This window comes from Bergeyella cardium, from assembly GCF_003614945.1.
Lineage (GTDB): Bacteria > Bacteroidota > Bacteroidia > Flavobacteriales > Weeksellaceae > Bergeyella_A > Bergeyella_A cardium.
In genome coordinates, this window is record NZ_QYCZ01000001.1 from 1,599,064 (window position 1) to 1,614,681 (window position 15,618).

Annotated in this window: 13 protein-coding genes; 6 read left to right on the top strand and 7 right to left on the bottom strand. The window is 41.1% G+C overall.

All coding sequences use genetic code 11. The features are described from left to right. The first annotated feature begins 121 nt into the window (after positions 1-121). The 6 genes from D8991_RS07260 (at position 122) to secA (ending at position 6,551) form a co-directional block, all read left to right on the top strand. Positions 122-730 carry a MarC family protein gene (locus D8991_RS07260; RefSeq protein ID WP_120489468.1) on the top strand — a complete coding sequence of 203 codons (609 nt, stop codon included), beginning with the start codon at positions 122-124 and terminating at the stop codon, positions 728-730. A gap of 104 nt (positions 731-834) precedes the next feature. Continuing rightward, the gene (gene rpmH, locus D8991_RS07265) at positions 835-990 is read left to right on the top strand and encodes a 50S ribosomal protein L34 (RefSeq protein WP_004917131.1); all 156 of its coding nucleotides are present in this window, start codon (positions 835-837) and stop codon (positions 988-990) included. A 155-nt stretch (positions 991-1,145) separates the two neighbouring features. After that, positions 1,146-1,856, top strand: coding sequence for a cell division ATP-binding protein FtsE (locus D8991_RS07270; protein ID WP_120489469.1), 711 nt, complete (start codon positions 1,146-1,148; stop codon positions 1,854-1,856). Between the two features lie 220 nt (positions 1,857-2,076). Next, positions 2,077-3,114 carry a GDP-mannose 4,6-dehydratase gene (locus D8991_RS07275; protein ID WP_120489470.1) on the top strand — a complete coding sequence of 346 codons (1,038 nt, stop codon included), beginning with the start codon at positions 2,077-2,079 and terminating at the stop codon, positions 3,112-3,114. A 71-nt stretch (positions 3,115-3,185) separates the two neighbouring features. After that, positions 3,186-3,407 (top strand): DUF2795 domain-containing protein, encoded by a 222-nt coding sequence (locus tag D8991_RS07280; RefSeq protein ID WP_120489471.1) that lies wholly within the window; start codon positions 3,186-3,188, stop codon positions 3,405-3,407. Between the two features lie 72 nt (positions 3,408-3,479). Continuing rightward, positions 3,480-6,551, top strand: coding sequence for a preprotein translocase subunit SecA (gene secA, locus D8991_RS07285; protein ID WP_120489472.1), 3,072 nt, complete (start codon positions 3,480-3,482; stop codon positions 6,549-6,551). A gap of 659 nt (positions 6,552-7,210) precedes the next feature. On the opposite strand, the gene D8991_RS07290 is transcribed toward secA, so the two are convergent. From D8991_RS07290 to D8991_RS07320, 7 genes are all read right to left on the bottom strand, one after another. Continuing rightward, a complete protein-coding gene (locus tag D8991_RS07290) occupies positions 7,211-10,333 on the bottom strand; it encodes an efflux RND transporter permease subunit (RefSeq protein ID WP_120489473.1) in 3,123 nt (1,040 codons plus the stop codon). A gap of 54 nt (positions 10,334-10,387) precedes the next feature. After that, entirely contained in the window at positions 10,388-10,984 is a 597-nt protein-coding gene (locus D8991_RS07295) for a nitroreductase family protein (protein ID WP_120489737.1), read from the bottom strand. A gap of 58 nt (positions 10,985-11,042) precedes the next feature. Further along, a complete protein-coding gene (locus D8991_RS07300; protein WP_120489474.1) occupies positions 11,043-11,306 on the bottom strand; it encodes a SemiSWEET family transporter in 264 nt (87 codons plus the stop codon). Positions 11,307-11,342: 36 nt separating this feature from the next. Next, entirely contained in the window at positions 11,343-12,161 is an 819-nt protein-coding gene (locus D8991_RS07305) for a phospholipase A (protein WP_245957205.1), read from the bottom strand. A 140-nt stretch (positions 12,162-12,301) separates the two neighbouring features. Next, positions 12,302-13,357: an efflux RND transporter periplasmic adaptor subunit gene (locus tag D8991_RS07310; RefSeq protein ID WP_120489476.1), complete on the bottom strand. Its 1,056-nt coding sequence runs from the start codon at positions 13,355-13,357 to the stop codon at positions 12,302-12,304. Positions 13,358-13,372: 15 nt separating this feature from the next. Further along, a complete protein-coding gene (locus D8991_RS07315) occupies positions 13,373-14,713 on the bottom strand; it encodes a TolC family protein (protein WP_120489477.1) in 1,341 nt (446 codons plus the stop codon). Positions 14,714-14,726: 13 nt separating this feature from the next. Further along, positions 14,727-15,353, bottom strand: a complete 627-nt coding sequence (locus D8991_RS07320; RefSeq protein ID WP_120489478.1) for a TetR/AcrR family transcriptional regulator — start codon at positions 15,351-15,353, stop codon at positions 14,727-14,729. Between the last annotated feature and the right edge of the window lie 265 nt (positions 15,354-15,618).

A 15,618-nucleotide genomic window follows, 5' to 3' on the forward strand; every position in this document is an offset into this window, starting at 1 on the left:
GAAATACGATAAGAAAGCTATCAAAGCACGAGGAACAAATACTCGTGCTTTATTGTTGATATTTGTTAGTACAATAAATAAAGCTATTTTTGCAACCCTTTTGACTAAAATTAATGATAAAATGAATTTATTTTTAATCACATTTGCGGCTTTGTTTTCGGTTTTAAACCCCATTGGGAACCTTCCTGTATTCCTCGGGCTTACACACGGAGATACCACTGCAACGAAGAATAGAATAGCCCTCTGGGTAGCTATTAATGTTTTTGTAATTCTTATTATATCCTTCTTTATAGGTGAGTATATTCTCAGCTTTTTTGGGATTACGATTCCTGTTTTAAAGGTTACGGGTGGTTTTTTAATCTGCCTTGCAGGGTTTAGCCTGCTCTCCAAATCAGTACCCAAAAACGATGAAGAAGAGGAAATAGAAAAGTCCAATTCCAATATCGCAATGACGCCTCTCGCTCTACCACTCATAGCAGGACCAGGCTCTATGTCTCTCCTCATAGCAAAATCAAACGAGCACCCAGAGCTTACAGACAAAGCGATTATTATAGCGGCAGTTTTTGCAGTTTCATTGATTATTTACATCTTTTTCAGAAGTGGTAATCTCATCCCGAAACTATTAGGCGTAGCTGGAATGACTACGGTATCTAAAATCATAGGCTTCCTCGTACTGGCAATAGGACTGCAATATATCACAGATTCCCTCCTTATTATCTTTAAAATTTAATCCCTTGTATAAGTTTAGAAATAAATTTTGCGGTTTATAAAAAAACATATATATTTGCAGCCTAAAATTCAAGGAATATTACATACACTTTATAAATTGAAGTAATGAAAAGAACATTTCAACCATCAGAAAGAAAGAAGAGAAACAAACACGGTTTCAGAGAGAGAATGTCTACTCCAAATGGTAGAAGAGTATTAGCAGCAAGAAGAGCTAAGGGAAGAAAGAGATTGACAGTAAGTGTGTCAAGAGCTAAAAGATAATTCCTCATCAAATTATCTTATATAAAATATGCTTGGAGATTTATTTTCAAGCATTTTTTATTGTTAAAAATTGTTATTTATTTTGTCTGAGAAATCTTTTTCTCTACTTTTGAACACCTTATTCAGAATAGATCTTTCATTAAAAACATATTAAGATGCCTCATAGAAACGAGACGGGAGAGTTGGTTATCAGACTTTCAAATGCTAAAATCGCTCAGAAGAATTTCACTGTATTAAATAATGTAGACTTAGAAGTAAAAAGAGGGAAGTTCTGCTATCTTATTGGCAAAACAGGTGCTGGAAAGAGCTCATTATTAAAGACCTTATACGGGCACATTCCTTTGGTAGGAGGGGTAGGTAGCGTAGTGGGCTTTGACCTTTCCACCCTCAAAACTTCAAATATCCCTAATCTCCGAAGGAAATTGGGCATTGTCTTTCAAGATTTTCAGCTATTGCCCGATAGAAGTGTAGAGAAAAACCTGAGATTCGTCTTAGAAGCAACGGGCTGGAAGGAAAAAACAAAAATCGAAGACCGTATAAACGAGGTGCTCTCCAGTGTGGGAATGAAAAACAAAAAGCACAAAATGCCTCACGAACTCTCTGGAGGCGAGCAGCAAAGAGTAGCCATAGCACGCGCACTGCTCAACCATCCAGAGCTCATCCTTGCCGATGAGCCAACGGGGAATTTAGACCCAGAAACCTCCAACGAGATTATGAGCCTGCTGAAAAGAGTGGCGCTGGAAAACAATGCCGCCGTAGTAATGGCAACGCACGACTACCATATGATACAAAACTTCCCTGGTGAGGCGATCCGCTGTGAGGACGGAAAGGTAAGCGTATTAGACACAGCCGAACTTTTCGAGTAAAAAAAGTAAAGATTATTCTATTTTAAATTTTATAATAAAGGGGGACATTGTCCCCTTTATTCTTGGATAACTAATCCTCTCCCCCACCCTTTTTTACAAAATAAAACCATTTCATCAGTATCAAAATATTAAAAAAGATAAATAAGCCTCTGAAGCCTTGAGTTTCATTAAATATTTGGTCTTTTTTCTCTATTTTTGCGGGCAATAAATGAAAAGGGAAATGACTTACCTCATCACAGGAGCGAGTGGTTTTATTGGTTCACACTTGGCAGAAAAATTATTAAAAAGCGGACATTCTGTCATTAATATTGATAATTTTGATGACTTCTACCCCTATTCCATCAAAGTTAGAAATACATTAGAATCGGTTGGTAAGACTGACGATTTTGAATTTTCAGCCAAAGAAAAGGATATAGAAAGGCTTATTTCTGAGACACAATCTGAGAGATATACGCTATATTATCAAGATATTAGAGAGATTGATGGACTGAGAAAAATCTTTACCGAGAACAGAATTGATTGCGTGATACACTTGGCAGCACTGGCGGGAGTGCGACCATCAATAGACCGACCATTAGACTACGCAGATGTGAATATCAAAGGGACGATGAACCTCTGGGAAATTTGTAAAGACTTTGGGATAAAGAAGTTTATTTGTGCATCATCTTCAAGCGTATACGGCAATAATGAGAAGATTCCGTTTGCTGAAACCGACAGCGTGGATAGACCGATATCTCCCTACGCAGCTACAAAAAAATGCACCGAAATACTGGGGCATACCTACCACCACCTATACAATATTGATATGATACAGCTGAGGTTCTTCACCGTGTATGGTCCGCGCCAGAGACCCGACCTTGCTATCCATAAATTTACGAGGCTTATCTCTGAAAACAAGGAAGTTCCATTCTACGGAGACGGCAGTACGGCGAGGGATTATACCTTTGTGGATGACATCATTAGCGGTATACAGCAAGCTATTCTCTACCTTGAAAATCATAGCAATGTCTATGAAATCATCAACCTTGGCGAGAGTGAAGTCATCAGCCTCAATGAGATGCTCACAACTATTGAAACCGAGCTTCATAAAAAAGCCCATAGGAAAAATCTGCCAATGCAACCCGGTGATGTAAATAAAACCAATGCAGATATAACGAAAGCAAAAGAATTAATCAGCTATAAGCCAACGACAAAATTCTCCAATGGCATAAAAAAATTTGTGGAATGGTTTTTGAGAAACGCCGAAACTCAAAAATGAAAAATAAAAACTTTGATAAGTCATCATTTTTTTTAACTTTTGCAAAAAATTTAAATAAAAAATAAAAACATATGTACTGGACATTAGAATTAGCCTCATACCTGAGCGATGCACCTTGGCCTATGACCAAAGCAGAGCTGATAGACTACGCCATAAGAACAGGAGCCCCAATGGAAGTAGTAGAAAACCTGCAAGCAATTGAAGACGAAGGGGAAGTATATGAATCCATAGAAGAAGTATGGAGCGATTATCCTACCGATGAAGATTTCCTCTGGAACGAAGACGAATATTAAACAAAAGCAGTAAGCAGAGCACGGATAGCTTACTGCTTATTGTCTATATACCACATAAATTTAACCTATATTATGAGTTTTTTAAACAGTATTCTTAAAAGTTTTTTAGGTGATAAAAACGCTAATGACTTAAAAGAAGTAAGAAAAGTAGTTGCAAAAATTAAGGCTGTAGAACCACAAATTCAGCAGCTTTCCGATGAAGGATTAAGAGAAAAAACAGCAGAATTTAAAGAAAAAATAAAGGCTTCCTCCGCAAATGTTACCTCACAGATAGAAAAGATTAAAGAGGAAATAGCCAATACTTCCAATATAGATGAGAAAGAAGCGCTCTTCAACAAAATTGAAACTCTGAAAAAAGAGGCTTACGATTTAGAAGAAAAAGTCCTTACACAGATACTTCCTGAGGCATTTTCCCTCGTAAAAGAAACCGCAAGAAGATGGGCACAAAATGGGGAAATTCGCGTAAAAGCTACTGATAGAGATAGAGAACTTGCCGCAACAAAGGATTTCGTGTCCATAGAAGGAGATGAAGCCGTATGGCACAACCACTGGGATGCAGCAGGTACACAAGTAGAATGGGATATGGTACATTACGATGTTCAGTTCATCGGTGGGGTTGTTCTTCACTCGGGCAAGATTGCAGAGATGGCAACAGGTGAAGGTAAAACCTTGGTAGGAACACTTCCTATCTACCTCAATGCACTGCCAGGAAGAGGGGTACATGTGGTAACCGTAAACGACTATCTTGCGAAAAGGGACTCCGCTTGGATGGGACCGCTCTATCAGTTCCACGGACTTACGATTGACTGTATAGACAACCACCAACCGAACTCCGATGCTCGTAGAAAGGCATACAACTCAGATATTACCTACGGAACGAATAATGAATTCGGATTTGATTACCTCCGCGATAATATGGTAAACTCCCCAGAAGAGCTCGTTCAGAGAGACCTCAACTTTGCGATTGTAGATGAGGTGGATTCCGTTCTCATCGATGATGCCAGAACGCCACTTATTATCTCTGGACCCGTTCCACAAGGCGACAGGCAGGAGTTTGATGTACTAAAACCCTCTGTTGATAGAATCGTAGAGGTTCAGAAGAAAACCGTTTCAAGCATCTTTAATGAAGCAAAGAAACTCATCGCAGCAGGAAATACAAAAGACGGAGGCTTCAAACTGCTACAGGCGTATAGAGGACTTCCAAAGAACCGACAGCTCATTAAATTCCTTTCAGAAAGCGGTAACCGCGCATTGCTTCAAAAGGTAGAAGCACAGTATATGCAGGATAATAACCGCGATATGCCTATCGTGGATCAAGACCTCTACTTCGTTATTGATGAAAAGAACAATCAAGTAGACCTTACCGATAAGGGTATCGAGTATATGTCTCAGGGGAATTCAGATGCCAACTTCTTCGTGCTTCAAGACATAGGAACTGAAATCGCAGAACTCGAAGCTAAAAACCTTGATAAAGAGCAGGAGTTTGCAGAGAAAGAAAGACTCTTTGCAGATTTTGCAGAAAAATCCGAGAGAATTCATACGCTTAACCAACTGCTAAAAGCCTATACCCTATTTGAAAAAGATGATGAATATGTGGTAATTGACGGTGAAGTGAAGATTGTAGATGAGCAAACAGGGCGTATTATGGAAGGGCGCCGCTATTCCGATGGCTTACACCAAGCGATTGAAGCAAAAGAGAATGTAAAAATCGAAGCGGCTACACAGACTTTTGCTACCATTACCCTGCAAAACTACTTCCGTATGTATAACAAACTGGCAGGGATGACAGGTACTGCTGAAACAGAAGCTGGCGAATTCTGGCAAATCTATAAGCTCGATGTAGTGGTTATCCCTACCAATAGACCTATCCTCCGCCACGATAGACACGACCTCGTCTATAAGACCAACCGTGAGAAATACAATGCCGTAATTGAAGAAATCGAGAGACTCACCGCAGAAGGAAGACCCGTACTTGTAGGGACTACATCGGTGGAGATCTCCCAATTGCTTTCCCGTGCATTAAGCCTCAGGAAGATTCCTCACCAAGTTCTCAACGCTAAACTCCACAAGAAAGAGGCAGAGATTGTAGCCGAAGCAGGTAGAGCAGGCGTAGTAACTATTGCTACCAATATGGCAGGGCGTGGTACCGACATTAAACTCACCAAAGAAGTAAAAGAAGCAGGAGGGCTTGCCATCATCGGAACAGAGAGACACGATTCCCGAAGGGTCGACAGGCAGCTTAGAGGGCGTTCTGGTCGTCAAGGAGATCCAGGAAGTTCGCAGTTCTATGTATCGCTTGAAGACAACCTGATGCGCCTCTTTGGCTCAGAACGAATTGCCAAAATGATGGACAGGCTTGGGCATAAGGAGGGAGAAGTTATACAGCACTCTATGATTACCCGCTCCATAGAAAGGGCTCAGAAGAAAGTAGAGGAGAATAACTTCGGTATCCGTAAAAGGCTCCTTGAATACGATGATGTAATGAACAAGCAGAGAGATGTCATCTACAAAAGAAGAAAAAATGCACTCTTTGGCGACCATCTGAAATACGATATTGCCAATATGATTTTTGATGTAGCCTACTCCATCGTGAATAGAGGAAAGGTAGATGGCGACTTCAAGGACTTTGAGTACGAAATCATCAAGTACTTCACAATGGGCTCCCCTGTAAGCGAGGAAGATTTCAAGAATAAATCCGTAAAAGAGCTCACCGATATTGTCTTTAATGCAGCTCAGGAGGATTACAACAATAAACTCAACCTGATGAAGGAAAAAGCCTTCCCAATCATTGAAAATGTATTCAAAAATCAAGGGAATATGTTTAAGATGATTCAAGTGCCATTTACCGATGGGCACAAGACAATGACCATCGTTACCAACCTTGAAAAGGCATACGAAAGCCATTGCGAAAGCCTCATCAGCGACTATGAGAAGAACATTACCCTCGCCATTATAGATGAAAACTGGAAACAGCACCTCCGCGAGATGGACGACCTAAGGCGCTCCTCACAAGGTGCCGTATATGAGCAGAAAGACCCGCTCATCATCTACAAGCAGGAGTCTTTCCACCTGTTCAGCGAAATGATAGACAAAATGAATAAAGAAATCGTTTCCTTCCTATACAGAGGAGAAATCCCATCATAACACCGTAGCCGGTGAAGCACTTAGCCCTCAACAATTGAGGGCTTTTTTTTTGTCCTCCCCACCTTGCAGGTGACCCAGCCGTAGCACGGCAGGCACTTATTACAAACTAACCACGCACCGCTTACTGCTTACTGCCTAAAGCCTATTGCTTACCGCTAATAGCCAGAAATAAGATTTGATTCTTTCATTTGATAAAAAATAATAAGCAGTCTATCACGAGAAGGATAGACACTCTATTACGGGAAGGATAGACACTCTATTACGGGAAGGATAGACACTCTATTACGAGAATGTGAGACACCCTCACACGGGAATGTGGCAATACCTCACATTCTCGTGTGAGGTATTGCCACATTAGATATTCGCTTAACTCATTATTTAAAAACATCTGTATGGAGGCTCTATTCCTCCCTTAGCACAAATTAAGCGTATATAGGGGTGAGGATGTAAGCCTGCCCATAATTGACAGTTAGCTAATAGCCAAAAGCCAGTAGCTAGAAGCTATTTAATTTCTTGACATCACCAGCAAAATTTCCTGACATTAGAATGGCTGAGATTCTAATAAAACAGCACTGGGCGCCCCTGCGGGGCGCCCAGTGCCTATATATCTATTGGCTATCAGCTAATAGCTAACAGCCAGAAGAGCTATTTGCCAGTTGCTATTCGCCTTTCATCAGTGCATCTATATCTTTTTCTTTGTGTCCGAAGAAGCGCTCTTCCAGCCCTACGAGAATCATATACACTACAGGTACAATGATAAGGGTAAGGAAGAGGGAGGAGAGCAGCCCCCCGATGATAACGATAGCCAAGCCATTGTTCATAGACGAAGCCTCACCGTTTGCCATTGCAATAGGGAGCATACCTATGACCATTGCAATGGTCGTCATCAGGATAGGGCGGAGACGGGCGTGGTTTGCCTGTACAAGGGCATCAAAGGTAGTTTCTCCCTCAGCTTTCCTTTGGTTAGCAAAATCTACGAGGAGAATTGCGTTTTTAGCCACGAGACCGATGAGCATAATAATCCCCAGAATGGTAAAGATATTCAGGGATTGATTGGTGAGTGCCAAGCCCCAGATTGCCCCGATGAAGGAAAGCGGAATGGAAAACATCACGACAAACGGGCGAATGAAGTCATTGTAGAGAATCACCATCACCATATACACGAGCATTAATGCAGCGAGCATTGCTACCCCGAGCGTACCGAAGCCTTCGGACTGGTTTTCTTTGTTGCCCCCCCATTTCCACTCTACGCCAGCAGGTCGCTGGGTGTTATTGAGTAATCCTTCCCATTCGTCTGCCACTTCACCAGCGGTTCTACCTACTACCTGAGCATTTACGGTTACGGACGGTGAGCGGTCGTACCTCTCTAATGAAGAAAGCCCTGTGGAATTAGCCACCGTAGCAAACTGTGCAAGGCTGATGCTCTCCCCACGAGAGTTGATAAACGAAATATTACGAACATCATCTATACTCATTCTGAAAGACTCATCAAGGATAACATTAATGTCAAACTCACTGTTGCCCGTACGGAATTTGGAGTCTGTATTCCCACTAAATGCAGTTCTCAGGGTTTGCCCTACGGTTGCTACATTCAGACCAAGTGCGGTCATCTTGTCTCGGTCTATATCTATTGCGATCTCGGGGTTTCCTTCTTTTACGCTTAGCTCTACTTCATTAGAACCTTTAATCCCTTTGAGGAGCTTCTCTGCTTCTTTGGCATACTTCATTACATCTGCCAGTGTATTCCCTGTAATATTGAGCTGTATAGCTGCCTGCTCAGCCCCCATCATACCGACAGGCACAGTAGTTACTTTTACTCCTACGAGTTCTTTCTCAAGCTGTCTTTTGAGCTTCGCAGCAAAGACTTTGGTAGATTTCTCTTCCATCTGGTCTCTATCGATGAGTTTTACGGTAATCTCAGACTTGTAGGAAGTAGCCTGCGCCGTTCCCATACCACTGCTGGCTTGCCCTACGGTAGTAATGGTAGATTGTATCTCTGGAATTTTATTGAGGAATTCTTCAGCTTTGAGCGTAGCGAGATTGGTCTGCTGCACAGAGGCATCCTTATTCAGCTCGAGCTGGATGAGAAACTTACTCCTCTCTGTGGAGGGGAAGAAGTCATTACCAATATACCCAAACTTACCTAAGAGGATAATGGTAGAGAAGATTGCCACCGCTAAAACAGAGGTAATTGCCTTATGGTTTAAGCTCCATTTTAATAGGTTGCTAATCCAATGGGTGAATTTATCGAGCTGTCTCTCGAAGGCATAGATAATCTTACCAAAAATAGAGCTCTTGCTGATATGCTCCAGCTTACCAAATCGAGAGAAAAGCCAAGGAACTACGGTGAAAGATACCAAGAGCGAGAGCAAGGTAGAAATAACCACCACTACGGCAAACTGGCGGATGATATCCGAAACCAGCCCCGAACTCATCGCAATCGGGAGGAATACCACTACTATCACCATCGTAATAGCCGCTACTGTAAAGCCAATCTCCGAAGCACCATCATACGCTGCTCTGTATTTGTTTTTCCCCATCTCCATATGTCTGTGGATATTCTCTATCACTACAATAGCATCATCTACCAAGATACCTACCACGAGGGATAGAGCGAGCAAGCTCATCAGGTTTAAGCTATAGCCTAATATCATAATACCGATAAAGGTTGCAATAAGCGACGATGGGATGGATACCATTACGATAAGAGCATTCCTGAACGAGTGAAGGAAGAACAGCATCACAAAAGCTACAAGAAATACTGCGATAAACAAGTCGTGAGTTACAGAATCTGCCGCCTCGAGGGTAAATACACTGGTATCATCTGCGAGGTCAATCTTTATATTCTGCTGCTCGTATTGCTTTTCTACTTCCTTTATTTTTGTCTGCACGAGCTCACTTACCTCTACTGCATTGGCATCAGATTGCTTCTGAACTTCGAGAAGAAGGGTGCTTTTACTATTGATACGAGCGATTTTCTCTGCATCTTTCTGCGTGTCCTGTACATCTGCCACTTCGGAGAGGAGGATATTCCTTCCATTTTGGGAAGCTATTGTAAGATTTCTAAGCTGCTCCACAGAGGTAATATTCCCTGAAAGACGGATGAGGGTAGTATTATCCCTTGTCTTCAAATTCCCCGTAGGAAAGTCCATATTAGAGGCTTGTATAATCTGCTGAACGGCAGAAATGGTAAGCCTGTATGCTTTTACCTTCTCAGGGTCTAAGCTCACACGAATCTCTCTCTCTTGCCCTCCTACGATATTAACCTTCGCTACACCAGGGATTCGGGAGAATGCAGGCTGTATTTTCTCATCTACCAGCGTATAGAGCTCGGCAGAGCTGAGGTTTGCCGTAATCCCCATCTTCGCAACAGGAAGGTCGGAAAGGGAAAATTTACTGAGCGATGGCTCCTTAGCATCATCTGGTAATTCAGAGCGGATGGCATTAATCTTCCTCTGGGCATCATTCAGTGCATAATCTACATCCGCATTATTATTAAAGGTAATAATCACCACAGATGCGCCCTCATAGGATCTGGACTGTATCTTCTTTACATTCTCCAATGATGATACGGCATCTTCTATCTTTTTAGTAACCGTATTTTCTATCTCGGAAGGCCCTGCACCTGGGTATATGGTGGAGATGGTTACTACCTTTACCTCAAACTTTGGGATAAGCTCGTAGCTAAGGCTTTTGTAACTGAAAAGCCCCCCAATGATAAGAGCGGCAAGCAGTACGATAACCAAACTCGGCCTCTTGATAGATATTTCTGCTAATTTCATTTGATGTTGTTGTGTTGTTTTTAATATTTGAAAAGACTTAAGTAAGTTATAGTCTTAAATCTCATTGATGATTTCTTCGGCTTTTAATCTCGTTTTAGGGCTGATGTGAGGCTGATTTTTATCCTCCACACTTCTATAACCAATGGCTACAGCAAAGAGGGTTTTATATCCATCGATTGGGAGTAGCTCATCATACTTTTGGGTATCTATCCCCTCCATTGGAGTAGAATCTATCTCCAAAGCAGCACAAGCGCTAAGGAAATACCCAAGAGAAATATACACCTGCTTCTGTAACCAGTTTTTTACGGCTTCTTCACCTTTTGGTTTTACGATTTGCTGATAGTAGGCTATGGCACCTTCGGGAAGTATAGCAGTAATCTGCTCTTCAAAGAGGTTGAGGTTATCTACCACTCGGAAAACCACCAGATGACTTGCTTCTTTTATTTTCTGCTCATTAAAAAATGAGGCTTCAGCGAGCTGGCTTTTCACTTTCTCATCCGAAACAAAAGTAAATCTCCACGGCTGGCTGTTGATAGACGAAGGGCTAAGCCTCAATATCTCTTTCAGCTCTGAGATTTGCTCTGCTGAGATTTTCTGCTTGCGATAGGTTTTTGTTGTATATCTGTTTTTAGCTAAATCTAAAAAGTTCATTCTGTTATTTGTTTTAAAATTTATAATAGGCTTGTAATTGCAATAGGCATTCATCAAGCTACAATGCAGTGGCAAAGGTTACCAAGCCAAATAATATCCCTGGCATATTCGCAAGAGCGATGGGCCAGTCTCGTTTGGGCTTTTTCATCAGCCCGTACATTACCCAGAGCGTACAGTTGATTGCTGCAACGAGTGGCTGCACAGGATTGCCGGGCTTCCCGTTTAAGTTATCTTGAATCTGAGGAACATAAGACACATACATTCCTACTGCAGTTACAGTAGCTATCCAACCTAATATGGTTATAAATTTATCGTTATTCATTTCTTTATTTTTTATACTATTTATATTAATATCAATTTAAAAATCAAGGAATATAATCCCAACACCAAGAGTGGTTTGCTTATGATTATATTCTATAAGTGAGTCTCCATAGCCGTGAGATGCCTGAAACAAGAGCTTAAGGTCTCCCTTGATTGGATAGATGTAAGAGAACTCTACAAAACCCCGAAAAGGATCTCCCAAATTACTCCTCATATAGAGAGAAAAAATATGCCTATGTGAGTTATAAAACAAATGTGCATCGGTCTTGCCCATATATCCTGAAATCTTAGGATTGTCATCTTCCAGAGGGTTTTCGGGTAATCTGTACCATACGCGGTGTAGCAGCCCCCAGTTTCCGTATTCGTAGGCAGACATAAAGATAATTCGGTTCCAGCTCCTTGAAAGCGATTGCTCTTTACCGTTGGATTGATGGTTTACGGAAAGTCCTGCCATTCTTACCTTAAAATCTCCAAGCGATAGGTCGATGGGATAAGTAAACATCAGCTCTGGCTCGTAGTTAATCTCCCGAAATGGTCGGGAAAGTCCCCCATTATACATTTGCCAGTAAGCAGACTGGGTAAAGCCCAGCCAGAGGTTTCCTTTCCCAAAGAGAACTCCTTCCATAATTTTCACCTTCATACTCAGCTGAAACTTTACTTCTACATTTTGGTAGTCTTTAAATTCTGGGATTGGTCGCTCTGGATTAAAGCTCTGAGGCTGTCGGTTAAATACATCCGTCCATCGGAAAGGCAGTACATAGGTTCTCCTGTATGCTGTTGGTTTGAAGAGCTTGGTTTTTGAATCTTCATCGAGCTCCCATATTCTGGTAATCGCATTACTGATACCTGTAATCATAAAATTGGTACTTAAGCTATCAGTTTTTGCTATTAATGAATCCGATGCTTTAGGGGTTATCTGCGAAAAACCAAAAATGGGAATTAATGATATGAAGAATATAAGCACTCTCACTTGGTAACTTTACTTTTGTATGGAGATTATTTAAGGATGCTCACTTTTGAGCCATTGCTAAGGTTGATTTGCCCGCTGGTAATGACTACATCTCCTTCTTTCAGCCCACCAAGAATCTGTACTTTATCGCCATAATTGGTTCCGCTTTGCACTTCTACCAGCTGAGCGGTATTATTCTTCACAATAAAAATCTGATTATCGCTCACACTACCTACAAAGGCGGTTCTCGGTACTATAAGTTCTCTGCTTTGGTGCCCGCCACCTCCGAAGATTGCGGTACCATACATCCCTGCTTTCAGTTTATTGAAGTTATTAGGAACGGTAACCTCCACAGGGAATTTTAAAGCACCTGACGCTGCTGGGGCTATGAAAGTAATCCTGCCTTCTACAGTTCCATCTTCTACCGATGGCTTCACTTTCACGCTTTCGCCAAGGCTGAGTTTATTGATATCGGCTTCATCTACATCTACTTTTAGTTTGAGTGAAGAAATATCCACTACTTCTACTATTGCAGTACCTGCACCTATCACCATTCCCAGCTCTACATTCTTTTTATTGACAATCCCCCTTACTTTGGAGCGAACTACGGTATCTCCCGAGCTTAGCTGTGCAGATTGCACCTGTGCTCTTGCGTTTTTCACTTGCAGTCTTGCCTGGTCGAGTTGCAATGCAGTAACCCCTCCTGTTTTATAAGCCGCTTCATACCTGTTGAGGGCGGAGATTGCTTGCTCCAGATTTGCCTGTGCATTATTTACATTTACATCATACTTATCGCCTTTGAGTTTAGCGATAACTTGACCTACGCCTACACTACTCCCTTCTTTTACATAGAGGGCTACGATTTGCCCACCCGTTTCCGCTGCGATGGTAGCCTGTGTATTGGCGAGGAAGTTTCCATCTACTGTAAATTCATCATTGATGTTTTCGTAAGCTACTTTGGCGGTTCTTACAACTACATCGGTATTTTTTTCGGCTACTACTGCCACTTGAGCGGCATTCTTCTCTTTATTTTTTTGGAGGATATAATAAGCTCCGCCCGCAGCCAATGTAAGAATTAAGACTGTTGTGATTATTTTTTTCATTAGTTGATATGATATTTAGTTAGATAATGTTTTGAGTTTTCCTTGAGATTTTAATAATTGAATCTCTGCAAGTTTATAATCGAGTTTGGATTTCGTGAGGTTGTTCTTAGCACTTGCTAAATCTTTCTCCGCATCCAAAATATCATTGAGAGATGCCAGACCAAACTTATAATTGTTTCTGATATTTGAGAGAACCTCTTCTGCAAGTTTTACATTTTCCTCTTGAGTACTGATGGCGATGGCTGAATTTTCCAATTGCGTCTTGGCATTCTTAAAGCTCATATCCAAAGCAAGCTGAGTATCTCTGAGGTCTACCTGTGCTTTCTGAATTTCTATCTTGCTCTGCTCTACTTTAGACTTTATCGCAAAACCATTGAAAATAGGAACCGTAATATTTAGAGAAATAGAAGCGATATCTGACCAGTATACTCCATTTTTACTACCATTCCACCAAGGGAATTTAGAGCCCTGACCATACCAAGTATAATTCGCACTAAGGCTTGCCGTAGGGTAATACTGTGCCTCTGTAGCTCTCTTTTTCCAGTCTAAAAGCTCGAGCTGCTTGCCTAATACTTTCAGTTCTGTGCGTTCCGATAGCTGAGTTTCTTCCACCTCTATAAGCTGTGGGTCAAAAGCAGATGCAGGTAGCTTCACGCTTTCTTCCATTGGCATTCCGATAATAAATTTAAGGGCATTCTCACTGAGAGAAACCGTATTCACAAGCTGATTTCGTGTAGATTTCAGATTATTAAGCGCCACTTGAGTTCTATCATAGTCTATCTTTTTTGCAAGCCCAGCATCATACAATCCTTTAATGATGGTATTCGTCTGCTCAGTGATAGCGAGGTTATCATCCAAGTTGCTGAGCATCTGCTCGGCTTGATAGACCTGATAATAGGCATTGGCAACTTTTTCTATAATCTGCTCTTCTGTAAGTTGAGCATTGATAATATAAAACTCACGGGTAGATTTCGCAGCTTTAAGCCCTACGAATACTGCCTGATTAAACAATGCCTGCTGCAGAGCGAGGCTATTTGAAGAGGTCCATTTCTGCCCCATTGTGAGTTTTAGCGTTTGTGTAGGGTCTATAAAACTCGGGATCACCATCTCCTGTAAAATAGGGTTATAGGTCGTAGTACTGCTTGCATTGAGCTTTGGGAGTGCACCAGCCTTGGCTTCGGTAATTTGTGCATCGGCATTTTTAATATTAAGCTGGGCTTTCTCTGCATCGGCTTTATGCTGGAGTGCATAGCTTATCGCTTCCGAGAGGCTGAGCTCCCTACTGCTCTGTGCTGAAAGCGCTGTAGTCAGTAGCACTGCCGCAAGGCTCATTTGGATTATATTTCCTTTTATCATTAATATATTAGGTTTATAGATTAATTTCTTTTTTACTTTTCTGGAAGACCTCCCTTCCCTTTTCGGTCATAATGGCATCGAGGTAGAAGTTGATAATACTCTCTGAGTACTCACATCTGCGGAGGTTATGGTCTTCCTGCTCCTTTTCCAGAATTGGGGATTCATCATAAGAGAATGCGAGCAGGAGGAAGTATTTCGCATACTGTTCGGCATCAAAATCGGTTCTATACAGCCCTTCTGCCCTTCCTTTTTCTATATTGTTTATCAGAATCTCAGAGATTACTTCGGTTATTTTTATCACTTGCCTGTTATAGAGCTCGGGATAGTACTTTTTCAGCTGTTTGATGAAGGCATTTTTATTCGCCTCCGTCATTTCGTTGAGCTTTTCCTCTCGCATCAAGAATTTTTGGATGGGGTTGGTATCCGTATTTTTTATATGGAGGAGGAGTCCCTTAGACATTTGCTCCAGCTGGAAGTCCAGCACTGCTTCTAAGAGTTCGTCTTTGTTTTTGAACTGCTGATAGAGTGTTTTTTTAGACATAGAAAACTCCTTCGCTATGTCGTCCATAGTAAAGGTTTTTGCTCCATATTCAATGAAAAGATGAGAGACTTTTTCTATAAAATGATCTTTCTTTGCCATAATGAGGCTGCAAATGTAAACTAAAAAACTAAAATAAAAAAAAAGTTTCCTCGTTTTTCATGTTTTTTTTACTAAATTCCTGTAATTCTGCATAAGATTTTCACTTGTAAAAATGCTGCTACTCTTTAGCCAAAAAGTAAATTTGAAAAATTAAACTGATTTCAATTTTCAGAAAAAAAAATTAGAATTGTTATATTTCTATAAATTGAAACACAGAATTTTCACTACAGTTTATTTTGGTTTAACAAAAAAATATTTAGAATAC